At 60.7% G+C, this 22,598-nt stretch carries 21 protein-coding genes and 4 tRNA genes; 11 read left to right on the forward strand and 14 right to left on the reverse strand.

What is annotated here, in order from left to right; all coding sequences use genetic code 11:
* Positions 1–352: 352 nt before the first annotated feature.
* The 5 genes from AAA021_RS09215 to AAA021_RS09235 form a co-directional block, all read right to left on the reverse strand.
* The gene (locus AAA021_RS09215) at positions 353–2,311 is read right to left on the reverse strand and encodes a type IV secretory system conjugative DNA transfer family protein (RefSeq protein ID WP_349088992.1); all 1,959 of its coding nucleotides are present in this window, start codon (positions 2,309–2,311) and stop codon (positions 353–355) included.
* The gene (locus AAA021_RS09220; RefSeq protein WP_349088993.1) at positions 2,308–3,663 is read right to left on the reverse strand and encodes a hypothetical protein; all 1,356 of its coding nucleotides are present in this window, start codon (positions 3,661–3,663) and stop codon (positions 2,308–2,310) included. The genes AAA021_RS09215 and AAA021_RS09220 overlap by 4 nt, the downstream gene beginning before the upstream one ends.
* Positions 3,656–4,117 (reverse strand): hypothetical protein, encoded by a 462-nt coding sequence (locus AAA021_RS09225; protein WP_349088994.1) that lies wholly within the window; start codon positions 4,115–4,117, stop codon positions 3,656–3,658. Before AAA021_RS09225 ends, AAA021_RS09220 begins: the two co-directional genes overlap by 8 nt.
* A gap of 53 nt (positions 4,118–4,170) precedes the next feature.
* Positions 4,171–4,413 carry a helix-turn-helix domain-containing protein gene (locus tag AAA021_RS09230; protein ID WP_349088996.1) on the reverse strand — a complete coding sequence of 81 codons (243 nt, stop codon included), beginning with the start codon at positions 4,411–4,413 and terminating at the stop codon, positions 4,171–4,173.
* A 194-nt stretch (positions 4,414–4,607) separates the two neighbouring features.
* Positions 4,608–5,813: a tyrosine-type recombinase/integrase gene (locus tag AAA021_RS09235; protein WP_349088998.1), complete on the reverse strand. Its 1,206-nt coding sequence runs from the start codon at positions 5,811–5,813 to the stop codon at positions 4,608–4,610.
* Between the two features lie 808 nt (positions 5,814–6,621).
* Here AAA021_RS09235 and AAA021_RS09240 point away from each other — a divergent pair.
* The 10 genes from AAA021_RS09240 to rplA all read left to right on the forward strand — a co-directional run bounded on the left by AAA021_RS09240 (position 6,622) and on the right by rplA (position 11,003).
* Positions 6,622–6,703 (forward strand) — tRNA-Tyr (locus AAA021_RS09240).
* 10 nt (positions 6,704–6,713) lie between these two features.
* Positions 6,714–6,789, forward strand: a tRNA-Thr gene (locus AAA021_RS09245).
* Positions 6,790–6,792: 3 nt separating this feature from the next.
* A tRNA-Met gene (locus AAA021_RS09250) sits at positions 6,793–6,869 on the forward strand.
* Between the two features lie 96 nt (positions 6,870–6,965).
* Positions 6,966–8,156 (forward strand): elongation factor Tu, encoded by a 1,191-nt coding sequence (tuf, locus tag AAA021_RS09255; RefSeq protein WP_035137538.1) that lies wholly within the window; start codon positions 6,966–6,968, stop codon positions 8,154–8,156.
* Positions 8,157–8,435: 279 nt separating this feature from the next.
* Positions 8,436–8,585, forward strand: coding sequence for a 50S ribosomal protein L33 (rpmG, locus tag AAA021_RS09260; protein ID WP_022093895.1), 150 nt, complete (start codon positions 8,436–8,438; stop codon positions 8,583–8,585).
* 13 nt (positions 8,586–8,598) lie between these two features.
* A tRNA-Trp gene (locus tag AAA021_RS09265) sits at positions 8,599–8,674 on the forward strand.
* Between the two features lie 76 nt (positions 8,675–8,750).
* Positions 8,751–9,089, forward strand: coding sequence for a preprotein translocase subunit SecE (gene secE, locus AAA021_RS09270; RefSeq protein ID WP_055285218.1), 339 nt, complete (start codon positions 8,751–8,753; stop codon positions 9,087–9,089).
* Positions 9,090–9,092: 3 nt separating this feature from the next.
* The gene (gene nusG / locus AAA021_RS09275; RefSeq protein WP_006234984.1) at positions 9,093–9,629 is read left to right on the forward strand and encodes a transcription termination/antitermination protein NusG; all 537 of its coding nucleotides are present in this window, start codon (positions 9,093–9,095) and stop codon (positions 9,627–9,629) included.
* Positions 9,630–9,749: 120 nt separating this feature from the next.
* Complete coding sequence (gene rplK / locus AAA021_RS09280) at positions 9,750–10,178, forward strand: 50S ribosomal protein L11 (RefSeq protein ID WP_055285217.1); 429 nt, start codon at positions 9,750–9,752, stop codon at positions 10,176–10,178.
* A 117-nt stretch (positions 10,179–10,295) separates the two neighbouring features.
* Positions 10,296–11,003 carry a 50S ribosomal protein L1 gene (rplA, locus tag AAA021_RS09285; protein WP_055309416.1) on the forward strand — a complete coding sequence of 236 codons (708 nt, stop codon included), beginning with the start codon at positions 10,296–10,298 and terminating at the stop codon, positions 11,001–11,003.
* Between the two features lie 125 nt (positions 11,004–11,128).
* On the opposite strand, the gene AAA021_RS09290 is transcribed toward rplA, so the two are convergent.
* The 9 genes from AAA021_RS09290 to AAA021_RS09330 form a co-directional block, all read right to left on the reverse strand.
* Positions 11,129–11,839 (reverse strand): metallophosphoesterase, encoded by a 711-nt coding sequence (locus AAA021_RS09290; RefSeq protein WP_349089001.1) that lies wholly within the window; start codon positions 11,837–11,839, stop codon positions 11,129–11,131.
* The gene (locus tag AAA021_RS09295; protein WP_349089004.1) at positions 11,836–13,752 is read right to left on the reverse strand and encodes a BMP family ABC transporter substrate-binding protein; all 1,917 of its coding nucleotides are present in this window, start codon (positions 13,750–13,752) and stop codon (positions 11,836–11,838) included. Before AAA021_RS09295 ends, AAA021_RS09290 begins: the two co-directional genes overlap by 4 nt.
* Positions 13,753–13,845: 93 nt before the next feature.
* Positions 13,846–14,613 carry a mechanosensitive ion channel domain-containing protein gene (locus tag AAA021_RS09300; RefSeq protein ID WP_349089006.1) on the reverse strand — a complete coding sequence of 256 codons (768 nt, stop codon included), beginning with the start codon at positions 14,611–14,613 and terminating at the stop codon, positions 13,846–13,848.
* A 335-nt stretch (positions 14,614–14,948) separates the two neighbouring features.
* Entirely contained in the window at positions 14,949–15,743 is a 795-nt protein-coding gene (locus tag AAA021_RS09305; protein ID WP_055250279.1) for an ATP-binding cassette domain-containing protein, read from the reverse strand.
* Positions 15,736–16,659 carry an ABC transporter permease gene (locus AAA021_RS09310; RefSeq protein WP_055309412.1) on the reverse strand — a complete coding sequence of 308 codons (924 nt, stop codon included), beginning with the start codon at positions 16,657–16,659 and terminating at the stop codon, positions 15,736–15,738. The genes AAA021_RS09305 and AAA021_RS09310 overlap by 8 nt, the downstream gene beginning before the upstream one ends.
* A 203-nt stretch (positions 16,660–16,862) precedes the next feature.
* Positions 16,863–17,843 carry an ABC transporter substrate-binding protein gene (locus tag AAA021_RS09315; RefSeq protein ID WP_022093885.1) on the reverse strand — a complete coding sequence of 327 codons (981 nt, stop codon included), beginning with the start codon at positions 17,841–17,843 and terminating at the stop codon, positions 16,863–16,865.
* A gap of 160 nt (positions 17,844–18,003) precedes the next feature.
* Positions 18,004–18,789, reverse strand: a complete 786-nt coding sequence (locus tag AAA021_RS09320) for a hypothetical protein (RefSeq protein ID WP_022093884.1) — start codon at positions 18,787–18,789, stop codon at positions 18,004–18,006.
* A gap of 259 nt (positions 18,790–19,048) precedes the next feature.
* Positions 19,049–20,452, reverse strand: coding sequence for an asparagine--tRNA ligase (asnS, locus tag AAA021_RS09325; protein ID WP_022093883.1), 1,404 nt, complete (start codon positions 20,450–20,452; stop codon positions 19,049–19,051).
* A gap of 181 nt (positions 20,453–20,633) precedes the next feature.
* Positions 20,634–21,197, reverse strand: coding sequence for a PTS glucose transporter subunit IIA (locus AAA021_RS09330; protein WP_040359007.1), 564 nt, complete (start codon positions 21,195–21,197; stop codon positions 20,634–20,636).
* Between the two features lie 243 nt (positions 21,198–21,440).
* Here AAA021_RS09330 and AAA021_RS09335 point away from each other — a divergent pair, with 243 nt between their 5' ends.
* Positions 21,441–22,343 (forward strand): alpha/beta hydrolase, encoded by a 903-nt coding sequence (locus AAA021_RS09335; protein ID WP_349089009.1) that lies wholly within the window; start codon positions 21,441–21,443, stop codon positions 22,341–22,343.
* Positions 22,344–22,598: the final 255 nt, after the last annotated feature.

Raw genomic sequence — 22,598 nt, forward strand, 5'->3', positions numbered from 1 at the left:
CCGGCGCGCCACGGGTCAAGATGCACTAGGCCTGGACGAAGTCCGGGCCCGCGCCTTTAGACGCGAGCCCGGGGCCCGTGGGTTATACCCTAAGAGCAAACCACCCTTTTTAAGGGTGGTTCTGATTCCCGGGGATGCGGAACTCCCGCCGCCCAAGTGCCTTGGACGGTGGGAGCAGGATAAGGGCGCACTACGGGCGCCCGGGATTTTGCGGCGCAACTCGGCGGGCCGAGTTCGTTTCCGCTGGCAGCGTTGCCGGTCAAGCCGGAAAGGCGACGGCGGCCCTCCGTCATACGCGCCCCGAGCGCCGTATGACGGAGGGCCGTTTGCGCGGGCAGGGCCGTATGACGCGTCAGAACCCGTCGGGCGCCGCGGACACCTTGCGCTTCCTGCCGCCGGACGGCGACCCCTTGGGCTTTTTCGGCTTCTCCGGGATACGCCAGACCGGTGCCGGGGCGTCGTTGCGGACCTCCCCCTCGAGCGCCCGCGCGAGCAGCGCGCCCTCGGCCTCCGGCGACGTCATGCCCAGCAGCGGCCCCAAGAACGTCTCGGTGATGTCGCGGCTGGCGAGCGCCATCGGTCCCTCCGCGTCGATCACGAGCGCGCCGTTCTCGCGCGCGCTCCAGGCCATGAGCTCCGATGGGGTGATCAGCGGGCGGCGCGCCACGGAGAACGACTTGCCGGACGAGGAGCTCTGCGTGCCCTTGGTCGAGCTCTGCCCGGTCGTCCTCACGCTGTAGTCGCCGAGGCGCTTGCTGATCTCCTCTGCCTCGCCGACGGACTCAACCGAGAGGACGACCTGGGTGCCGAGCAGCGCCAGCAGCGCGTCCGACTCCGCCCTGGAGTAGCCGCACCGGGCCTCGAGCAGGCGGGTGTTCTGGAGCACGAAGACGACGTGCAGCCCGATGCTGCGGACCTCCGCGAGATCGCCGAGGAGGCGGGGGATCTTGGGGATCCCGGACCCCTCGTCGATGGCGAGCAGGGTCTCGGCCGGCAGCTTGCCGCCGGACAGGCGCGCGGTCTCGCGCAGCGCCGACAGCGCCTGGGAGAAGATGCACGAGACGAGCGCGCCGCGGTCCCCTCGGTCCGTCGCGCTGGCGATGTAGAGGATGGTGGGCTTGCGCCCGACCGATGCGAGGTCGACCTCGCCGTCCCAGAGCATTCGGCTGACGTCGTCGTCGCAGAAGGACATGAGGTAGTTGCGCGCGGTGGAGACGAGGGCCTCCCCTCCGCCGCCGTTCGACGAGGCGACGAGGAGGAACTGGCGCGCCGGGTTTCCCGCCGGCAGGTCCGCGGCGAGCTCCTCCAGCGACTTCACGGCGCTCTTCCCGTCGCGGGGTTCCAGGAGCGCGAGCACGGTCGAGAGGTTCCGCGCGCCGTCGGGGATCCGCCCGTCCGTAATCGCGAGCGGGCAGAGGCCGGTCAGCAGGTTGCGGCTGGCGTCCGTGAAGAACCTCTGGCCCGAGGAGAAGGCGTCGGGCACGATGGCGGACGACAGCTCGCGGAGCTCCGCCACGGCGCCGGCGACGCCCTCGGCGCCGAGTGCCGAGATGGCGCGGTCGAGGGGATTGAACCTCGCCGACCTGACGGGCTTGTCGAGCCGGATGGCGACGACCTCCATCCCGGCCCTCCTGGCGAGCGGCTCGGTCCATGCGCGGATCTCGGACTTCGGGTCGTGGACGATGACGGACGTCGGGATTCCGTGGGCGTTGCGGTCGATCGCGGCGGCCACGCTGATCGCTAGAGACCTCCTCGTCTTGCCCGCGCCGCTGCCCGCCCTTATGAGGCAGTGGACGGCGGGGACCATCGCGATCTCGCCGCCGATGCAGCCGGCCGCCACGAGCCCCTCCGCGGCGGCCTTCCCGTCCCAGGGAGGGCACCGCCTTGCGACCCTGGACGGGCGCGATTCGAGCCAGGCGTCCCCGTGCGTGCGCGTGGGCGCGCGATCGCCGGCGAACGTCCCGTCGTGGAGCCTCAGCCACGAACGTGCCCACGAGACGAGGCCGAGGACCATGATGGTGGCTGCGACGGTTGCGACCGCGGCCAGCAGCCCGCCCACTTTCCCGGTTGCCAACGTGTCGGCGAGCGTATCCAACGGGTTGCGGAGGACGGTGTCGGGCTCGGCCCCCGGGTCGCCAACCTGCAAGTGCAACAGGGTGGAGAGGTCGGAGGCGAGCGATGTCATCCACCAGCTCGCATAATCCCACGCGCTGACGGTCGCGATGGCGGCGACGCCGGCGATTATGCCGTGGGCAGCCAGCGTGTCGGCGAGCTCCCTTTTCATGTCGCGATTGAAGGATTTGGGCTTCATCTTCTCATTGTCCTTTCTATCCTGTTCGCAATCTTCACGGTCGGGGCACTCGACGGCCCGGTGCCGCCGGATGCCAGGATCCGCAGGGCCGAGGCGATGAGCCGCAGGGCCCTCTCTCCGGCCTCGTCCCCCATGTCGCGGCCGCCGGCGTCCCGCGTGGCCTCCCTTGCGATGAAGGCCGTCATCGCGGCTGCGCGTCCGAGGGCCGGGCCGGCCGACGGCACCTGCCGGAAGATTTTCTCCGCCGTGGGGCACCCCTTTAGGTCGTTGCGTTCGATCGACTGACCGCGGACGACCTTTCGGTCGATTGCCTCAAGGCGTCTTTTCGGGATACAGGCCCGGGCCTCGGTGGCGAGGCCGGCCTCCCGCCGCCTCTCCGTGGCGGGACCGGTTTCGGGCGCGCCGCGCCGCGCCGGCCGCATGTCACGCTTCGGGGCCCTGTCGGGGGCCATGACGCGCAGGGCGGCGTTCTCGCAGCGGAGGCCGAAGTCGTCGGCGGCCCTGCGAACATAGACGTCCCGCGCCTCCCCGGTCAGGCACTTGAGGTCGGCGCACCTCTCGACGGCCTTCCTGTGGCGGTCCAGTGCGCCGCCGAGTGCGGGGGAGTCGGAGGCCGCCCGGTCGAGGGCCTCCCTCAGCGCGGCGGAGGTCTCCGGGTGGAACCGCCTGAGGTGCGCGGCCTCGATTCTGCCGTCGCGTGGCAACTCGATGTCAAGGCGGCTCCGGTCGATGCGGGCGACGGCGTCCAGCGCCGCCTCCCTCGCGAGGTCGCGCTCGATGTAGGCCTCCCGCAGCAGCGGTGCCATGGCCTTCGAGGAGATCTCGAGCCGCGCCGCCTCCATCTTCCCCTTGGGCAGCAGGGAGTCCCAGTCGCCCTCACGGTCGACCGTGAGGATGTGGACGTGGTGGCTCGTGTCGTTGATGTGCATCGCCGCGTAGAACTCCACGCGGCTCTCGGGCACACCGGTCATCTCGGAGAAGAGCCTCGGCCACTCGGAGCGCACCAGCGCCTGCCAGGCGTCCAGGCGGTCGAGTCCGGCACCTGGGGCCATTTCGTTCGGGACCGTGACGACGGTGGTGAGCACGGCGCCGCCGTTTTGGGCGATGGCGCGCCTCGCCTCCGCCACGGCGACCGGGCCGTCCGCGCCCCAGAGGCCGCCGGTCGAGCCGGTCCTGTTCGCGGCGTAGGCGGCCAGGCCGTCCACGCCGAGCCTCCTGCCGTCGGCCTCGCTGACCTCGATGACGACGCCGCGGCGGGTGCCGGCGTATGCCGCCAGGCCCGCGGCGGTCGCCCTCGCGGACGCCGCCGCGCGGACGACGGAGTGGTTGACGATGACGGGCGGGCTAGCCATCGGCGCGCTCGCGCGCGTGGAGCTTCACCTCGTCGATGCGGCCGAGTCCGGCGCGGCTGAGCTCGCCGGCCTGCGCGAGGTAGTTCTTCCAGATGTCCGCGACGGGGACGTCGTCGAGCGAGGCGTAGGAGGCCTTGAGGACGTCGGCCGACATGAGGCCGGCCATGATGGCGGCGGTCATGGGGCGCGAGAGGACCGCGGCGATGCGGTCCTCGGTGGCGTCGAGCTTGCGCTCGATGTCGAGCGCGGCGACGTCCATGCGCGCGTCGACGACGCCGCGGATGAAGCCCGCGACCTCGTTGCCGTAGAGGTCGAGCTCCTCTGCGGCGAGCGCCGAGCGCAGGAGCGAGCGGATCTCGTCGCTGACGTTGGACTTGTTGAGTTCGGCCCGAGTCTTGAGGGCGGCATAGAGCTTGGAATCGAGCTTCACGCTGACTGTTTTAGTTCCGACCATAGGGCCTCCTTATAATAAAGAGGGGCCTCTCGGACCCCATGTAATGGTCGTTTTTAATTGATGTTGGTTGACGGGCATTCGGTTCGGTCGATAGTGACTCCGATATAGCTGAGCACGCTGTCGCGGTTGATTCGCCACAACTTGCCGCATTTCACGGCTTTGAATGTCCCGTTCTGGCAGAGACGGTAGACGGAGCGGTCGCTGATACCGAGCAGGTGCGCGACCGGCAGCGGATCGACGATATCCGGCATACTGCGGAAGTCGTCGACCCCGATACGCTTTTCTTTGACTTTCATTTTGGCCTCCTTTCTGGAATTTGCCGTGTTCTTTCATTTCGCAGTCTGACACGACGCTACCGGCATTCGTCAAAGTACGGGCATGGCGGACACTATGGACCAAAAAGGCGTTGAAAAGCCGAGATAACAAGAAGAGGCCCGGTTAAAGCCGGGCCTCCGAGTCACGGCTGTTTCCCTCCTTGTTATGAAGCAAGTTACTCTTTATATAAGCGTCCAAGAGTTCTCATGGCCGATGCGGTGGCTTTTGGATCGGCGCTGGCGTATCTGTCGAGTGTCATTGACGCCTTCGAGTGCCCCATGAGGCTTGCGAGGGTTCTCGGATCGATTCCGTTGGAGACGGCGTACGTTGCGAAGCTGTGCCTGAGGTCGTGGAAGGTGACGGTGTTCTTGTTCAAGACGCCATGGAGCTTCAAGGCTTTTGCCAAGGCCCGCCAAGCGTCGTTGATCCTGGGCGGTTTCAAGAAGGAACCGTCCGGAAAGCCGAGGACAAACAGTTCGTCGCTGAACTCAACGCCCAGATTCGCGCATTCGGACTTCATGTCGGCCTCGCGCTTCGCAAGGTCTTTCATAAGGTCTTTCGGGCAGTTGGGGATAGCGCGCCGGCTGCTAATGCTCTTGGGGCCCTTGATATAGAACTCGTTATCTGTGTGCCCAATCGCGGCCTCGACTCGGATCGTTGCGGATTTAAAGTTCACGTTTTTCCATTTCAGGGCGCAGAGCTCGCCGCGCCGCAATCCCGTGTAGAGCGCTATCTTGGCTGCAAGCATCGCTGGGATATCTATGGAGGCGTTCAGAGTGTTCAAGACCCTGGTTCGCTCTTTGGTTGTAAGCGAATTCGGTAGACCGTAGTTCACGTCTTCGTTTTTGGGGACTTTTGCCCAAGAGGCCACGTTTTCGTCAATCCATTTCTTTCGCATTCCATATTTGAGCGAGCCTCGTAACAACCGTAGGGAGTTGCAGGCGGTGGACCGTGCGTGGGTTGAGGCGATCGCTGTTATCCATTCCTGAACATCCTCTTCCGTAAGGTCTTCCAATGGGACATCACCGAGATACGGTTCGATATTCCGGCGGAGCATGCCGTGGTATCCGGTCGCCGTGGAGCGCGCGACGTCCGCGCACTCGATATCGATATAGCATGTCACGAGCTTTGAAACGGTGATACCAAGCCCCTTGGGTTCAGCTGCTTCTGCGGTGGCCTTCTCATTGAGAGATGCGCGGATGGATTCGGCCTCGAGCATGGCGGCATCGCGATGCTTATGGCTTCTGCCTTTATCGCGCCCTCGATGTTCCAAGAGCTGAGTCTTCTTATGCCAGATGCCGTTCTCCAAATAGGGGAACTGTGCGCGCCAGCGATCGTCCTTAAACTTATAAATAGACGAGGTGGTATATTTCTCTTCCATTGTCCCTCCGTGTGCAATCGCGTGTGCAATGAGTGTGCAATTTGACTGTTTCGGAGACGTCTCAAGTGAGACTATAAGCAGAAAACGAAAGAAAAAGGCGAGGATACGGTCGCTATAGTCGCAGATGGACGCTATTAACCAGAATGGAATGCGATGTAATCAGTGGGTTGCAGGTTCGATTCCTGTCACTGGCTCCATGAGAGTTTCGGGCTCTGTTCCCTTGTGGGACAGGGCCCGTTTCTATTTATGTCTATAAGTCAGCGGGTGTGGCGCCAAACAAGCTTCAGGTTTGTCTCGATCTGTAACACGAAGAGGCTGAAAACCGTTCTAGTTGTTACAGAATGAGACGTAAGCTGAGGGAGATGCGTAATATCTCGATCTGTAACAGATAGGGGAGAAAATATTCTCTAAATGTTAGAGATCGAGACAAAGGGCGGACCGGTCCCAGTCCTCCTGATCGAGCGTGGATTATCCACGCTCGATTTTGCTGGGAAGAGCAATCTTCTGTCTGGGAAGCCCCGATCTCGACCTATATATAGGTGCAAATAGGCTGTTATCGAAGTTCGATACTAAAGGTGTACTCCACTACAGCAAAGTGTTACCTTGGGAAACGTCACCTCAGTATCCAAAACCACCGTCCCTCATATCCCAACTCAACAAAACAGCAGGTCAAAGGTATATAGATACGCCCGGAACCGTGTATCTAGAGGTTTTCGTTGACAGCCCCCAAGGTTGCATCGTATTATCTTTTTCGTTCGCGGGGGCGGCGGTCCAAAAGACCAAAGAACCTGCGGATACTTGAACGATTGGGAGTTTGCCCGAGTGGTTAATGGGGACGGGCTGTAAACCCGTTGGCTCTGCCTACATAGGTTCGAATCCTATAGCTCCCACCCGTCAAGTGCCTGTATAGCTCAGTCGGTAGAGCACTTCGTTGGTAACGAAGAGGTCACCAGTTCAAGTCTGGTTGCAGGCTCCATCCGGCGGTGTAGCTCAGTTGGTTAGAGCACACGGTTCATACCCGTGGCGTCACTGGTTCGAATCCAGTCACCGCTACCATAGGTAACACGGTGGCTTCTCAATAGTATGTTGAGAGGCCACTATGGTATAAAGGCAAAGTCCCGTCCGGGGACGACCTGTTAAGAGGAGGGCTTTATGGCCAAAGAGAAGTTTGAGCGCACTAAGCCGCATGTTAACATCGGCACCATTGGTCACGTCGACCACGGCAAGACCACGCTGACCGCCGCCATCACCAAGGTTCTCTCCGAGACCGAGGGCTGCAAGGCTGACTTCACTGCGTTCGAGAACATCGACAAGGCTCCCGAGGAGCGCGAGCGCGGCATTACGATCTCCGTCTCCCACGTCGAGTACGAGACCGCTGCCCGTCACTACGCTCACGTTGACTGCCCGGGCCACGCTGACTACGTCAAGAACATGATCTCCGGTGCTGCTCAGATGGACGGCGCTATCCTGGTCATCGCCGCTACCGACGGCCCCATGGCTCAGACCCGCGAGCACATCCTGCTCGCCCGTCAGGTCGGCGTTCCCTACATCGTCGTCTTCCTGAACAAGTGCGACATGGTCGACGATGACGAGCTCATCGACCTCGTCGAGATGGAGACCCGTGAGCTCCTCTCCGAGTACGATTTCCCCGGCGACGACATCCCCGTCATCCGTGGTTCCGCTCTGGGCGCTCTCGAGGGCGACGCCAAGTGGATGGACGCCATTCGCGAGCTCATGAAGGCCGTCGACGAGTACATCCCGACGCCTGCTCGTAACAACGACCTCCCGTTCCTGATGGCCGTTGAGGACGTTATGACCATCTCCGGCCGTGGTACCGTTGCTACCGGCCGTGTCGAGCGCGGTGAGCTCAAGCTCAACGAGCCCGTCGAGATCGTCGGCATCAAGGATACCCAGAACACCGTCGTTACCGGTATCGAGATGTTCCGTAAGTCCATGGACTTCTGCGAGGCTGGCGACAACGTCGGTCTGCTGCTCCGCGGCATCAAGCGCGAGGACATCGAGCGCGGCCAGGTTCTCTGCAAGCCCGGTTCGGTTACCCCGCACACCAAGTTCACCGGCGAGATCTACGTTCTGACCAAGGAGGAGGGCGGCCGTCACACCCCGTTCTTCGATGGTTATCGTCCTCAGTTCTACTTCCGTACCACCGACGTTACCGGTACGGTCAAGCTCCCCGAGGGCACCGAGATGGCTATGCCTGGTGACCACATCACCATCGAGGGCGACCTCATCCACCCGATCGCCATGGAGGAGGGCCTGCGCTTCGCTATCCGCGAGGGTGGCCACACCGTCGGTTCGGGCATCGTCTCCACGATCATTGAGTAAATTAGCTCTTTGATATAGCTGACTTAGAGAACCCGGCACTTATATGGGTGCCGGGTTCTTTTCTGCAATGGATATTGAGCCGTTGCTGGTTTCGAGAGGATCGATAATGGTCCTGGATGCACCGTCGATTAGATCTCGATGGCTTCATTGATGTGTTCCAAATATGAATGGATCCACCGAGAACCAATTGACTCGAGGTTTTCATTGACAGCACTTACGTGGAGCTGATAAAGTAACAACTCGTGCCCGTACGGGGCGGAAATGAAAGGTTCAGGATACATGCGTACTCTAGTTACTCTTGCGTGCACTGAGTGCAAGCGCCGCAACTATACGACCACCAAGAACAAGTCGACCATGCCTGATCGTATGGAGATCAAGAAGTATTGCCCCTGGTGCCGTCACCACACGCTGCACAAAGAGACTCGCTAGTCTCTAGTCACATACGCCAGTAGTTCAATTGGTAGAGCATCGGTCTCCAAAACCGAGTGTTGAGGGTTCGAGTCCTTCCTGGCGTGCCAGTCATTATTCCGTAAGCTCCCACTTGGGGGCTTACGGTTTACTCATGTATAAGCGCATTGCGCGGAGGTAACCCAAATGGCCAACAAGAAGAACAAGAAGAAGGCTCAGCAGCCGGCACCTGCCAACAAAGCTGCCGCCAACTCCAAGGTTGAGGCCAAGAAGGCCGTTGCCAAGAAGAACGAGAAGGCTGCGAAGTCCAAGAAGAACGAGAAGCCTGGTTTCTTCGCCCGCACCAAGAAGTATTTCGCTTCGGTCAAGTCCGAGATGAAGCGTGTCACGTGGCCCGATAAGAAGGAGCTCGTGAACTACTCGGTCGTCGTTTGCGCTTCTCTGGTCGTCGTCGGCGTCGTCATCGCTCTGCTCGATGCTGGCTTTGGCGAGGCTCTTGCTCTGTTCTCTGGATTGAGGGGCTAAACCATGTCTAAGCGTTGGTACGTCGTTCACACTTACTCCGGATACGAGAACCGCGTAAAGTCCGATCTCGAGCATCGTATCGAGACCATGGGCATGCAGGACCGTATCTTTGATATCGAGATTCCTATGGAGCGCGTCACCGAGATTAAAGAGGGTGGCAAGCGCGAGACCAAGGATTCCAAGATTTTCCCGGGTTATGTCCTGGTCCGCATGGAGATGGATGACGATGCTTGGACGTGTGTTCGCAACACGCCCGGCGTCACCGGTTTCCTAGGCGGCAACGGCAAGCCCGCTCCGCTTTCCCGCGACGAGTACAACAAGATGACTCGTCGTCCCGGTAAGGGCGATTCGCCCAAGCGCACCTCGGTTGATATTCAGGTCGGCACGTCCGTCCGCGTCACCGATGGCCCGCTTACCGACTTTGATGGCAAGGTCTCCGAGGTTAACACCGAGGCTGGCAAGCTCAAGGTCACGCTGATGATCTTTGGCCGCGAGACGCCGGTCGAGCTCGACTTTAACCAGGTCGCTGTCATCGCTTAAGTTTTCGTCCGTTCGCGCGAGCGTGCTTCTTCTGTGACTGCTCATCTCAGGAGTGCTTCTAACACGTGCGTGCTTACGATATAGCAAGTACTTCACACTCGTGATTCGAAAGGAATGACCATGGCTGAGAAGAAGGTTGCCAACGTCATTAAGCTCCAGATTCCTGCTGGTGCAGCAAACCCCGCTCCTCCCGTCGGCCCCGCCCTGGGCGCTGCTGGCGTGAACATCATGCAGTTCTGCCAGGCCTTTAACGCCGAGACGCAGGACAAGAAGGGCGACATCATCCCCGTTGAGATCACTGTCTACGAGGATAAGTCCTTCTCCTTCATCACCAAGACCCCGCCGGCGGCTCACCTCATCAAGAAGGAGCTGAACCTCAAGTCTGGTTCCGCTAAGCCCCAGGCCGACAAGGTTGGTCAGCTCTCCCAGGAGCAGCTCACCAAGATCGCCGAGATCAAGATGCCGGACCTCAATGCAAACGACATTGACGCCGCCAAGAAGATCATCGCCGGTACCGCCCGTTCCATGGGCGTCACCATCGCTGAGTAGCGATTTCTTATGGTAACGACGGGTGCTCCGACCGGGGCGGCCGTTAAATGTGTGCAATAGGGCACACGATACGATGTGGGAGGGCTCACGCCCGTTTAACCACAGGAGGTAATACACATGGCTAAGCATGGTAAGAGCTATAACGCTGCTGCCGAGAAGATCGACCGCGCGACGCTCTACACCCCCCTTCAGGCTGCCAAGCTCCTCAAGGAGCTCGACACCGCCAAGTTCGACGAGACCGTCGAGGCCCACTTCCGTTTGGGCATCGATACTCGTAAGGCTGACCAGAACATCCGTGGTTCCATCTCCCTGCCCCACGGCACCGGCAAGACCGTTCGTGTTGCCGTCTTCGCCGAGGGCGAGAAGGCCCGCGAGGCCGAGGCTGCCGGCGCCGACATCATCGGTTCCGACGAGCTCGTCGCCCAGATTCAGAAGGGCGAGATCAACTTCGACGCCGCTATCGCTACGCCGAACATGATGGCCAAGGTTGGCCGCATCGGTAAGATCCTTGGTCCCCGTGGCCTCATGCCGAACCCCAAGCTCGGCACCGTGACCATGGACGTTGCCAAGATGGTCTCCGAGCTCAAGGCTGGCCGCGTTGAGTACCGCGCCGACCGCTACGGCATCTGCCACGTGCCCCTGGGCAAGAAGTCCTTCTCTGAGCAGCAGCTCGTTGAGAACTACGCTGCCCTGTACACCGAGATCCTGCGCGTCAAGCCCTCTTCTGCTAAGGGCAAGTACGTCAAGTCCATCTCCGTGTCTTCCACCATGGGCCCTGGCGTCAAGGTCGATCCCGCTGTCCAGCGTGACTTCCTGGCTGAGTAACTGCTAGTTACTGCCTGATCAAAGCAAGCATTGCTAAAGAAACCCGGTTCTGCCTTGTGCAGGACCGGGTTTCTTGCTATCGCGTCAAAAGCACCACAAAGGGGACGGTGTCCCCTTTGTGGTGGTTACCAGGGTGTTCTGGCTGTTGAGGACTCGATGGCATCGTGGCGTTTGAGCTCGCGGCGCATGGTTTGCGAATTGAGCCAGGCTGCCTGCCAGCCACGGATGGGGTAGCGCGTCTGATCGAGCTCAAACTGCGTATAGCCGCAGGCGTTGATGATCGTCGTTCCACACACATGCTGCCGCTCGCGCTGAAAATCGTAGCCGTAGCTTTGGTGTACATGCCCGTGCACCATGTAGTCGGGATTCCAGGATTCGAGCGCTGTGTTAAAGCATTCAAATCCTCGATGTGGCAGATCGTCCAGATCGCCCATGCCGGCGGCGGGCGCATGGGTCAGCAGGATGTCGCAGCCGCCGACCATCCTCACTTTGCGTGACAGCTTGCGCACGCGCTTGGCCATCTCGCGCTCGGTGTACATGTTGGCGCCATCTCGGTAGCGCATGGAGCCGCCAAGCCCCGCAATGCGGACGCCGCGATACACGTAAACGGAGTCTTCGATACAGATACAGCCGCCTGGTGCATGACGCGCGTAGCGGTCATCGTGATTGCCGCGAACGTAGATGAGCGGTTTGTTGATGACGGTGACCAAAAACTCAAGATAATCCGGGTCCAGATCGCCAGCGGACAAAATCAGGTCGACACCCTCAATGCGTTCCTTGCGAAAGCACTCCCATAGGCATCGTTCTTCGGTATCGGCTATGGCAAGGATTTTCATAGGGCGTGGACCTTCGGCTCATCGTTGGGCTGCGGAATGGTGCCCACCACGTTGTCGGCCAACCAGTCCATCTCGACGATTTGAGTGCTCGGCAGTGGGGGAAAGCCCTCGATCTGCACCACGCCGTCTTGGCTATGGAGCTCGCCGCCAAATGGATTGATGGAGCCCTCGACGATGCCATTGCGGAGTAGCTGAACAAGCTTGCGCGTCTGATAGGGCAGGCCCGGAGCGTAGCGAATATCGATAACGCCCGAGCTCATGCCATACCAGTAGTTGACGGCGCGGACCCGGCTGTCGTCACTGGTCTCGTCCCAGGTGCCATGCAGCAGACTTCGCACGATAAGCTCGTAATATCGGCCCCAGTTCCACACCGGCATGGCAATGCCGGCAACCTTGCCATCGATCAGGCGGTGAAGTCCGTAGGCCGTGGGATCTTCGAGCGACTTTGACATGTCGGCGCCGGTCATGACGCTCACGCCTTCGCGGCACATGGCCTCGGCAAGGCCACCGGCAGGCACATCGCCCCAGGTCAGGATAATTTGCGCACGGGGGTCGAGCAGCGAGGCGCCAATCGCAAAGGCATTGATTTCGCTGAGTGCGCCCGAGGCAAAGACCGACGCGTGGTAACCGATGCGGTGGTTGTCCGCCATGCTGGCGGCAAGGGCGCCCAGGAGGAACTTGGCCTCGTACATCTTGCCAAAGTACGAACGGACGCTTTGATGGGGAAGACCGATAGAGCAGTTGAGGAACCGAACCCGGGGATACTCAACGGCAGCCCTGAGCGTGTATTCCATCAGGCGGTGCGAGGTCGAGAAGATGACGTTTGCTCCATGTTTGACAGCCGTTTCCACGGCGGCGTAGAACGCGTCCGGATCATGGCAGTCCTCGAACGCCTCGGTGCGCACGATACCGCCAAAGTGCTCATCGAGATACTGACGCCCTTGGTCGTGCAGGCTGTCCCAGCTCGACGTCGCACAGGGGAACTCATGGATAAAGGCGATGCGCAGGGGGTTGGCCGCCGAATAGACGGTCTTGCCCATAAAGAAGCTGAGCACGCCGGAGGTGGACTTGGCGGGCGACTCCTCCTCATCGACGCTCGGTGCTTCGACAAGATCTACCTTGTCCTCGTTATTTTTGCCGGCAATGACCAGCTCGCGCCAGATCTTGCACAGGCGGTTTACGACGATATCCGTCGGTGTATCCAGCAGGCGGTCCTGGTTGTACACATTGAGGTAGACGAGCATGGCGTCGGCGGGCGTAATGTCCAGGTGGTCGCCGCCCGCGCGAAGGTAGGCGCGCTTAAAGAGTAAGAAGGTGTGGCGCAGGTAGTCGACCTTTTTCTGCGGCCATTTTTCGATAAGGTCCTGACCGAGCATCTTGGCGAGCGTCTCGTAGCTTCCCTCGCGTGAGAACTCGATCTCGTATAGGGGGCAGACGCGCCAAAACGCGCAGAACTCACCGTACAGGCGGCTTTCGACGGAATCCCATGTGCCGGGGTAGAGACGGGTGACCTTGGCCGAAACCGTCGGGGCGTCCAGGAATTTGAGGACACTGACGCGCTTGTTGCCCTCTTGGACGTAAAACCGATGCATGAACTCGGTGACGATGACGGGATCGCGATAGCCCTCGGTCACCTGGATGTCGTAGAGGTTGGACCACTTGCGGGCGAACTCGGTGCTAAACGGCAGCAAGGGCATAAAGTTGCATGAAAAGGCGGACTGACGGCCTTTAGTAACCGTACCGACGACCATTTCGAGCGGAATGTCCCTTAGGCCGACGCTCTCTCGCTGACCTAAGGGGAGCTGGGCGACCAAGCTATCGAGGTCCGTGAGGTACGGATGCTCGCTTTGACTAATGGCGCGTCGACGTCCTTGCTCGCCGCGCTTGCGTGCTTGACGATAGGCCTCTTCCATGGTGTCTACTCCCTTAGTCGTTTAAACAACGATATGAACCATGGTACCACGATGCGAAACCACCACAAAGGTGCCCGTCCCCTTTGTGGTGGTTTAGGCGATGATGGGGGCGATGGCGCGGATGCAGGCGTCGGCTGCCGTGAAAGTAGTGCTGTCGTCGCTGACGATAAAGATGATCTTGCCCTTAATGCCAAAGTCGCCGATCTCGCTAAAGAGCACATACGGCTCCTTGTCAAAACCCGAGATGGGCGAGACGGCCGTTTTAGTGGCGCTGGTCAGCTCGTCTGCCAGTGCGTCGAGCGAAGCCCATTTTGAGGGGTCTTTCACCGCGACGGGGACGGCTACGCGCCCAAAGGGCATCAAATGCACGAGCGTGTTCTTGGAGATGTTGGAGTTGGGGACGATGATAGTCTGCCCGCAGGCATCTTCGATGGTCGTGTGGCGCCAGGTGATGTCCTGGACCACGCCTGATACACCACCGACCTCGATGTTGTCGCCAGGCTTGATGATGCCCATAAAGGTCACCTGCATGCCGCCGATAAGGTTTGAGAGCGTGTCCTGAAAGCCCAGGGAGATGGCGATGCCGCCGACGCCAAGAGCGGCGACGAGCGCGTTTGCGTTAATGCCAAAGCAGTTGTCGAGGATAAAGCTGCCGCCGATCATCCAGATGACGGCGCGAGCGATGTTGATGAAGATGCTCGATGCTGGAAGCGGGTTATCGTCGCGGTTGAGTAGGTGGCGCAGCGTCTTGGAAACGACTTTGGTGGCGATTGCCGTGCCTATTGCCAAGATGCCGGCCCAGATGATGTTGTGGACCCACCATTGCTCAAAGAAATGAAGAATCGGCTCAAACAATTCCATGTAGGGAAAACCTCCTAATGATCATTCAACCATGATACCCACCAAAAAGCCCGTCCGATCACATCGGACGGGCCGATAACTTGAGATGGGGCGGTCGCGGTGGCGTAAGCTGGGGCGCCGGCGAGCACGCCGGTAAGGAGTGCGGCGGTCAAGCAAGACGGGGAAGAGGTCTTTTCATGGCAGTTTCCTTAGTCCTTAGCCAGAATGTCTGGTTGAATATCGGATTATCGACATAATATGCGAAAACCGCCGCAAGGGCGCTTGTCCCTTAGCGGCGGTTTTGACGTTTGCGCAGATAAAACCTGCCAAAATAAACCTGTCCCTTTTTGGTAGGTTTAGCTTAGCAGCATGCGGTCGTTGGCGAGCTCGCCGCCCGAGACCTCCTCGAATTTCTGCAGCAGGTCGGCCACGGTGAGCGACTTCTTCTCATCGCCCGCCACGTCGTAGATCACATGGCCCTCGTGCATCATGATCAGACGGTTGCCCAGACGGATGGCGTCGTTCATGTTGTGCGTGACCATGAGCGTGGTCAGGTGGTTCTCGTCGACGATCTCCTCGGTCAGGTTGAGCACCTTAGAGGCCGTCTTGGGGTCGAGGGCCGCAGTGTGCTCGTCGAGCAGCAGCAGGCGCGGCCTGGTGAGCGTGGCCATCAGCAGGGTGAGTGCCTGGCGCTGGCCGCCCGAGAGCAGGCCGACCTTGGCGTTGAGGCGTGTGTCCAGACCAAGGTCCAGGCGCTTGAGCAGCTCAACGTACTCGTCCTTCTCGGCCTTGGTAACGCCCCACGAAAGGCCGCGACGCTGGCCGCGACGCTTGGCGAGGGCCAGGTTCTCGGCGATCTGCATGTCGGCAGCGGTACCGCGCATGGGGTCCTGAAACACGCGGCCCAGGTACTTGGCGCGCTGCGACTCGCTCAGGCGCGAGATATCGGTGCCGTCGAGCTCAATAACGCCCGAATCGAGCGGGTACACGCCGGCGATCATGTTGAGCAGCGTGGACTTGCCGGCGCCATTGCCGCCGATCACGGTTACAAAGTCGCCGTCATTCAGGGTGAGGTCGACGCCGGTGAGCGCGCGCTTCTCGGTGACGGTGCCCTTGTTAAAGGTCTTCTTGACGTGCGAGAGCTTAAGCATCTGCCTCATCCCCCTTCGTGTAGGAGCTGCGGAGCTTATAGCGCTCCCAAACCACGGGCACGCACAGGGCCACGGCGACGATCACGGCGGAGAGCAGCTTCATGTCGTTGGCGTCCATGCCCAACTGCAGCACGATGGCGCGGATAAGGAAGTACACCACGGAGCCAAAGACGGCGGAGGCAAGACGGACGCTAAACTGCGTGAGGCCGCCGGGAAGCAGACGGCCGAGCACCTCGCCGATAACAATGGCGGCAAGACCGATAACGATGGCACCGGTGCCCATACCAATGTCGGCATACTTTTGGCTCTGGCAGATGAGCGCGCCCGAAAGGCCGATGAGGGCGTTGGAGAGCACGAGGGCGATCATCTTGGTGGAGTTGGTGTTGACGCCCAGAGCGCGGATCATGTACTCGTTGTTGCCGGTGGCTCGCAGCGCCGAGCCGATCTCGGTGCCAAAGAACCAATACAGGATGGCAACGATAGCCACGGCGAGCAGGATGCCCAAGATGATGGCAACGGTGGACTGCGGCAGACCGGTCATATTGCTGACGGCCGAGAACACGGTGCCTTTGGCAAGAATGGGCGTATTGGACTTGCCCATGATGCGCAGGTTGATGGACCACAGGCTGATCTGGGTGAGGATTCCGGCGAGGATCGCAGGAATCTCAAAGACGGTGGTCAAAATGCCCGTGACGGCGCCCGCGATGGCGCCGGCGCACATACCGGCCAGCACGGCGAACAGCGGGTCGACGTTGTTATTGACGATGAGCACAGCGCAGACGCAGCCGCCGAGGGCAAAGCTGCCGTCGCAGGTCATATCGGGAATGTCGAGCAGGCGGAACGTGATAAACACGCCAAGCACCATAATGCCCCAGAGGACGCCCTGCGAAACGGCGCCCTGCAATGCAATGAGCATGCTTCATACCTCCTAGGATAGGGTGGACACGTGATTCACCATAATAGCGGTAACAATGCATAGAAGAGTTACGGACAGACGTTTTGTTTTACCTGAAACAAGCAGGGCGGACGCCGGTCTACAGCGCCCGCCCCTGTGGCTCAGATATTGAATAACGCGGCTAAAGCGCGAGCACGGGCTCTAGACGCATGCCGCGTATGGCATTACGCGTCCAGGGCGGAAAGGTCGATGCCCAGGGCCTCGGCCATTTCGTCGTTCTTGACGACGACCAGGTCCTTGCTCGAGAGGTGCTTGATCGGCATATCCTCGGGCTTGGCCTCGCCCTTCAGGATCTTAACGGCCATCTCGCCCGCGGCGTAGCCCAGGTCCTCATAGTTGATGGAGAGGGTAAACAGGCCGCCGGCCATGCACATACCCTCCTCGCCAGTCACGAAGGGAAGCTTGTTTTCCTTGCAGATCTGGCCGACCTGCGAGGCACCCGCGGCGATGGTGTTGTCGGTGGGGGAGTACAGCGCGTCGACCTTGCCCACGGCAGACTCGACGACGGACTGAATCTCGTTGGAGCTCGAGACGGTGAAGTCAGTGTACTCGAGGCCCAGCTTGTCGAGCTCCTTCTTGGCGGCCTTGATCTGGACGTCGGAGTTGGACTCGGCGGTGCAGTAGAGCAGGCCGACCTTTTTAACGTCGGGCAGGACCTTCTGCATCATCTCGAGCTGCTCGGCGACCGGGGTGAGGTCGGAAGCGCCCGTGACGTTGGTGCCGGGCTTGTCGTTGTCCTGGACCAGGCCGGAGGCGGCGTAGTCGGTGATGGCGCAGCCCACGATGGGGATATCGGCCGTGGCGCCGGCGGCAGCCTGCGCGGCGGGCGTGGCGATGGCATAAATCAGGTTGACGTTGTCGCCCACAAACTTGTCGGCAATGGACTTACACGTGGACTGGTCGTTCTGGGCGTTCTTCTGGTCGATCTTGACCTTAAGGCCGCTCTCCTTGATGGCCTTGACAAAGCCGTCGTTGGCGGCATCGAGTGCGGAGTGCTCGGTGAGCTGCAGAACGCCGATGGTGTAGTCGGAACCGGCGGCAGCAGAGCCGGAGCCAGAGTTGCCGCCGCATCCGGCGAGCGGGGCGAGCGCGAGCAGGCCGGCGGAGACCAGAAGGCTCCTGCGGCTGATGGTGATGTCCTTCATATCATTACCCCCAGTATAAAAATGGCTGGAAACACTGCACTGGGACAAAGTGCAAGTGGAACTATAGTAGCGCTGATGTCCATTTTTACAACAGCCTGGCGGGTTTTTTAATACAGAATCGGATGGGCGGTACGGGTAGTCGAATGGGCGGCGGAGGGTCTTATGCGGCGGAGGAGGCGTCGTCCTCGTCTAGGGCGGCGAAGAGCTTCTTGCCGTCGAGGAGACGTGTGGTGACGTTTCTCATTCGGCCAATCTCTACGGTACGCAACGTGTCATCGGCGCCTCGGGCGTCGTAGACCGTTCCCAGCAGATACGAGATGCCATCGCGCTGCCTGATGGCAAAGGGACGGAGTGTCATCCGTGCTGCTTCGGTTTCGCCACGCGTCGTGACGCTCGAAATATCAAAACTCACCGTGGTTCCGTGGTCGATGGCCTGCTCGACGAGCTCGCACGTGTCGATGCGCTTGATGGGCGTGCGTGTTGCCTTGGTAGCCTTGCTGCCTGCGCTTGGAGCAGGTTCGGGTGTATCGAGATAGCCGCGAACGTCGGCACTCGCCATGGCAACTAAGTGCTGCGCCATGCTCTTGCGGATGGCGATAGGCGTGGAGCGGTTGCGCATGACCATACCGTGGAGCCGGATGATCTCCTCGTCGGTGAGTGGACGGGTCAAGAGCCGATACCCCACGCCGCGCTTGTATTCAATCTCATATCCGGCATGGCGAAGCGCGGAGATGGCGGTGTAGATGCTGCGCCGCGCCGCCGAGATGGGCATGCGGGCGGGGTCGTCGGGATGGGCGAGGCGCCGGATCAACTCATCGGAAAGCATGGCCTTGTCCTCGCCGGTGTTTTCGCTTAATAGTTGCAGGATGCGAACGGCGCGATAGGCTGCCATCGAGGCGGCGCCCCTCGTCGTGGTGTCGTAGGTTTCAACAGCGGCTTCGGTCATCGTGCCCACGTCCTTTCCGTTTTGGGTGACGACGGTATGGAGCCTAGGACGTGGGGCTTTCCCAGGGGCGCAGGGCGCTCTGGGCGGTCGGTAGTCGTCGGCAAACGGTGGGTCGAGTTTTCAACAGCCCTGCTCAACTGACCAAAAACTTGCCAAAAGCTTGACGGATGCTGTTGAAAAAAAGCGTCTCTCGACCGATGTCGAGAGACGCTTATGCGATGAGCGTTGGCGTGTGGCGACGCGAGCTAGCGTCCGACGATTAGAAGTCGGCGTTGCCCACGGTGCGCGGGTGCGGCAGGACGTCGCGGATGTTGCCCACGCCGGTCAGATACATGACCAAGCGCTCGAAGCCCAGACCGTAGCCGGCGTGCTTGCAGGAACCGTAGCGGCGCAGGTCAAGGTAGTACTTGTACTGCTCGGGATTCATGCCCAGGTCCTTGATGCGGGCCTCGAGCAGATCCAGGCGCTCCTCGCGCTGGGAGCCGCCGATAATCTCGCCGATACCGGGAACCAGGCAGTCGGCGGCGGCGACGGTCTTGCCGTCCTCGTTCATGCGCATGTAGAACGCCTTGATCTCGGCCGGGTAGTCGGTCACGAAGGTCGGGCGCTTAAAGTGCTCCTCGGTCAGGAAGCGCTCGTGCTCGGTCTGCAAGTCGATGCCCCAGCTGACGGGGTAATCAAACTGGTGGCCAGCAGCGACTGCCTGCTCCAGGATCTCGACGGCCTCGGTGTAGGTAACGCGGGCAAAGTCGGAGTTGGCGACATGGTCCAGGCGCTCGAGCAGACCCTTGTCCACAAACTTGTTGAGCATATTGAGCTCGTCGGGGCAGGTTGCCATGACGTCCTTGAGGACATACTTGAGCATGGCCTCGGCGTTATCCATGTAGTCGTTAAGGTCGGCAAAGGCCATCTCAGGTTCGATCATCCAAAACTCGGCGGCGTGGCGCGTGGTGTTGGAGTTCTCGGCACGGAAAGTGGGGCCAAAGGTGTACACGTCGCCAAAGGCCATGGCAAAGTTCTCGGCATTGAGCTGGCCGGACACGGTGAGGCTCGCATGCTTGCCAAAGAAGTCCTGGCTCCAGTCGACCTCGCCGGACTCGGTGAGGGGCGGATTTTTGGGGTCGAGTGTGGTCACGCGGAACATCTCGCCGGCGCCCTCGCAGTCACTCGTGGTGATGATGGGGGTGTTGACGTAGACAAAACCCTGCTCCTGGAAGAAGCGGTGGATGGCGGCAGCCGCGACAGAGCGGATGCGGAACACGGCGCGGAACAGGTTGGTGCGCGGGCGCAGGTGCTGCTGGGTGCGCAGGAACTCGACGGTTGCGCGCTTCTTCTGCAGCGGGTAATCCGGGGCGCTCGTGCCCTCGACCTCGATGGAAGTGGCAGAAAGCTCGAAAGGCTGGGGTGCATCGGGGGTCAGTTTGACGGTGCCGGTGCAAATGAGTGCGGCCGAGACGTTTTGATGGGCGATCTCGTCGTAGTTGTCGAGTGCCTCGCGGTTCATGACGACCTGCAGGTCGCGGAAGCAGCTGCCGTCGTTGAGCGTAACAAAGCCAAAGTTCTTCATGTCGCGGACGGACTTGACCCAGCCGGCGACGGTGACGGTCTGGCCGCCGAGCGACTCGGCATCGGCATAGAGCTGCGCGATTTTGGTGCGGTTCACGTATCCTCCCATAACGGTTGAATGATAGTTATCCATACAGTTCGATATTCTAGCAGCTCGGCTCATTTGGGCTATACAGATAAAGCATTGGCGGGATGGTTTTTCAAACGAAAAGCGCCCGCGGCCAAATGGTCGCGGGCGCTTGACGAGGTGCCTTTTGGCTGTGTGGCGTGGGGCCTGGCTACTTGGTCTTGGCAACCAGCAGCGGGTCGCCAAGCTTGACGAGCGGGTTGCCGCCGATAAGCGTTCCAGACTCGCCGACATGGTCGATGCTCTTAAGACGATCTAGCTCGGAGACGATGACGGTCACGATGTCCTCGTGACCAGCGGCCTTAATGGCCTCGCGGTCGAAGCTGATGAGCGGCTGGCCTGCCTTGACCACATCGCCCATCTCGACAAAGCGGGCAAAACCCTTGCCGTTCATTTCCACGGTACCCAGGCCAACATGGATGAACACGCGCAGGCCGTCCTCGGTGATCATGCCGATGGAGTGGTTGGTGACAGTGGTGGCACCGATGCGGCCGTTGGCGGGCGCATAGATGGTGCCGGTAATGGGCTCGATGCCATAGCCCTGGCCAAGCATGCCCGAGGCGATCGTCTCGTCGGGAACCTCGTTCAGGTTGACGAGCACGCCGTTGACGGGGGCATAGATGACGCCTTCGCGGGTAGCGAAGCTTGCTGCGGGCGGAACGGACGCCTCGCCGGTCGAGGTGAAGGTGGACTTAAGCGAATCGAGCAGACCCATAGTTGCCTCCAACTTAAATAGGCGCATATCGCGCGTTTGGTTTGCCGGAAACGTTTCACATGTGTTTCGCGGCTTGGTCAACGCCCCTATTCTACGCTGCTCAATGATACCTCTGAACTGGGATTATGTGATATATCAGTTGAAGGGAAACTTATTGCCGGAGTGTTTCTGCGCCACGGGTTCAAGTGGGGTACGCTTGAAGGCGAAAAACAAGGGCGCATAATTTGCGCGAAGGGAGCACATATGATTGTCGAGAACCATGCGCTGTGGGGCGAGGAGCCGACCGAGGATTATCCGGCGGCGTTTACGTATTTGGGTGCCGAGCCGTTGCCCGATAAACCGAATGGCCGCCGCCCCGCGGTGATTATCTGTGGCGGAGGTGCGTTTACGCATATCGCTCCGCATGAGCAGGATCCTGTGGCGTTTGCGTTTTTGGATCACGGTTACCAGGCCTTTGTGCTCAACTATGTCACGAGTTCTACAGGTGACGTGAGCTTTCCGCACCCCCAGGCAGATCTTGCCAAGATGGTCGCCACGGTGCGCGCCAACGCCGACGAGTGGCATGTCGATCCTAAGCGCGTGTGCGTCGTGGGCTTTTCTGCTGGCGGCATGATTTGCGCCTCGCTGGCAACACAGTGGAAGACCGGCCCCTTCGCGGCACTTGCCGGGGCACGTCCGGACGACATTCGTCCCGATGCCGTGGTGCTGGGCTATCCGCTGCTCGACTTTGCCTATGTGCGCGACATGCAGACGCGCGATCCGCGCATTGACTTGCGCGTGCCCAAGACGGGCGGCAAGACGGGGCGCGATTTGCTCAACGACTACCTGTCGATGGTGACGGGTGGCGAGGCAACTGACGAGCATTTGGCCGATATCTGCCCCACCACGCATGTTTCGCGTCAGATGCCGCCGACCTTTGTGTGGGGCGTGTCCGACGACAAGACGGCGCCGATCGCGCAGGTCTACCCGTTTGCGCAGCGCATGGCCGAGGAGGGCGTTGCATGCGAGATGCACGTCTTCGACCAGGGTGGTCACGGCCTTTCGCTCGGCAACGCCAACACCGCGGTCGACAACGAGGACAAGCAGGTGGCGGTCCGTCCCTGGATCCGCCTAGCCTTCCGCTTCCTGGAGCGCCACGGGTTTTAGTTACGGCGTTTTACCAAACGCCGTAACCACTTGACGCTGCAAGCCCGCCAGGGCGGCAATCTGCCTTTCAACTTCGGCGGCATGACCAGAAGGTCAATGCCGCCTCGTTTCAGGGCACCTTGCTCGCCCTGGCGGGCTTTCGCTCATATGACCCAATCCGCTGTCAAGAGCCACAATGGCCCCGCCGACCGCTTGCAATCGGTCGGCGGGGCCTGCCGTTGAACCCGTCCCGGTCCGCCCCCGGCATGTCGTCGA

This window comes from Collinsella sp. CLA-JM-H32 (assembly GCF_040098165.1).
In the GTDB taxonomy this organism is placed as follows: domain Bacteria; phylum Actinomycetota; class Coriobacteriia; order Coriobacteriales; family Coriobacteriaceae; genus Collinsella.

What these genes read in the sequence shown, in the direction of transcription:
- AAA021_RS09225 (WP_349088994.1), bottom strand. Translation starts at nt 4,117, where the DNA reads ATGGTCGGAACTAAAACAGTCAGCGTGAAGCTCGATTCCAAGCTCTAT.
- rplK (WP_055285217.1), top strand. Translation starts at nt 9,750, where the DNA reads ATGGCTGAGAAGAAGGTTGCCAACGTCATTAAGCTCCAGATTCCTGCT.
- AAA021_RS09295 (WP_349089004.1), bottom strand. Translation starts at nt 13,752, where the DNA reads ATGGAAGAGGCCTATCGTCAAGCACGCAAGCGCGGCGAGCAAGGACGT.
- AAA021_RS09335 (WP_349089009.1), top strand. Translation starts at nt 21,441, where the DNA reads ATGATTGTCGAGAACCATGCGCTGTGGGGCGAGGAGCCGACCGAGGAT.
- AAA021_RS09330 (WP_040359007.1), bottom strand. Translation starts at nt 21,197, where the DNA reads ATGGGTCTGCTCGATTCGCTTAAGTCCACCTTCACCTCGACCGGCGAG.
- nusG (WP_006234984.1), top strand. Translation starts at nt 9,093, where the DNA reads ATGTCTAAGCGTTGGTACGTCGTTCACACTTACTCCGGATACGAGAAC.
- AAA021_RS09220 (WP_349088993.1), bottom strand. Translation starts at nt 3,663, where the DNA reads ATGGCTAGCCCGCCCGTCATCGTCAACCACTCCGTCGTCCGCGCGGCG.
- AAA021_RS09300 (WP_349089006.1), bottom strand. Translation starts at nt 14,613, where the DNA reads ATGGAATTGTTTGAGCCGATTCTTCATTTCTTTGAGCAATGGTGGGTC.
- AAA021_RS09290 (WP_349089001.1), bottom strand. Translation starts at nt 11,839, where the DNA reads ATGAAAATCCTTGCCATAGCCGATACCGAAGAACGATGCCTATGGGAG.
- AAA021_RS09305 (WP_055250279.1), bottom strand. Translation starts at nt 15,743, where the DNA reads ATGCTTAAGCTCTCGCACGTCAAGAAGACCTTTAACAAGGGCACCGTC.
- AAA021_RS09230 (WP_349088996.1), bottom strand. Translation starts at nt 4,413, where the DNA reads ATGAAAGTCAAAGAAAAGCGTATCGGGGTCGACGACTTCCGCAGTATG.
- tuf (WP_035137538.1), top strand. Translation starts at nt 6,966, where the DNA reads ATGGCCAAAGAGAAGTTTGAGCGCACTAAGCCGCATGTTAACATCGGC.
- AAA021_RS09315 (WP_022093885.1), bottom strand. Translation starts at nt 17,843, where the DNA reads ATGAAGGACATCACCATCAGCCGCAGGAGCCTTCTGGTCTCCGCCGGC.
- secE (WP_055285218.1), top strand. Translation starts at nt 8,751, where the DNA reads ATGGCCAACAAGAAGAACAAGAAGAAGGCTCAGCAGCCGGCACCTGCC.
- AAA021_RS09235 (WP_349088998.1), bottom strand. Translation starts at nt 5,813, where the DNA reads ATGGAAGAGAAATATACCACCTCGTCTATTTATAAGTTTAAGGACGAT.
- AAA021_RS09320 (WP_022093884.1), bottom strand. Translation starts at nt 18,789, where the DNA reads ATGACCGAAGCCGCTGTTGAAACCTACGACACCACGACGAGGGGCGCC.
- rplA (WP_055309416.1), top strand. Translation starts at nt 10,296, where the DNA reads ATGGCTAAGCATGGTAAGAGCTATAACGCTGCTGCCGAGAAGATCGAC.
- AAA021_RS09215 (WP_349088992.1), bottom strand. Translation starts at nt 2,311, where the DNA reads ATGAAGCCCAAATCCTTCAATCGCGACATGAAAAGGGAGCTCGCCGAC.
- AAA021_RS09310 (WP_055309412.1), bottom strand. Translation starts at nt 16,659, where the DNA reads ATGCTCATTGCATTGCAGGGCGCCGTTTCGCAGGGCGTCCTCTGGGGC.
- rpmG (WP_022093895.1), top strand. Translation starts at nt 8,436, where the DNA reads ATGCGTACTCTAGTTACTCTTGCGTGCACTGAGTGCAAGCGCCGCAAC.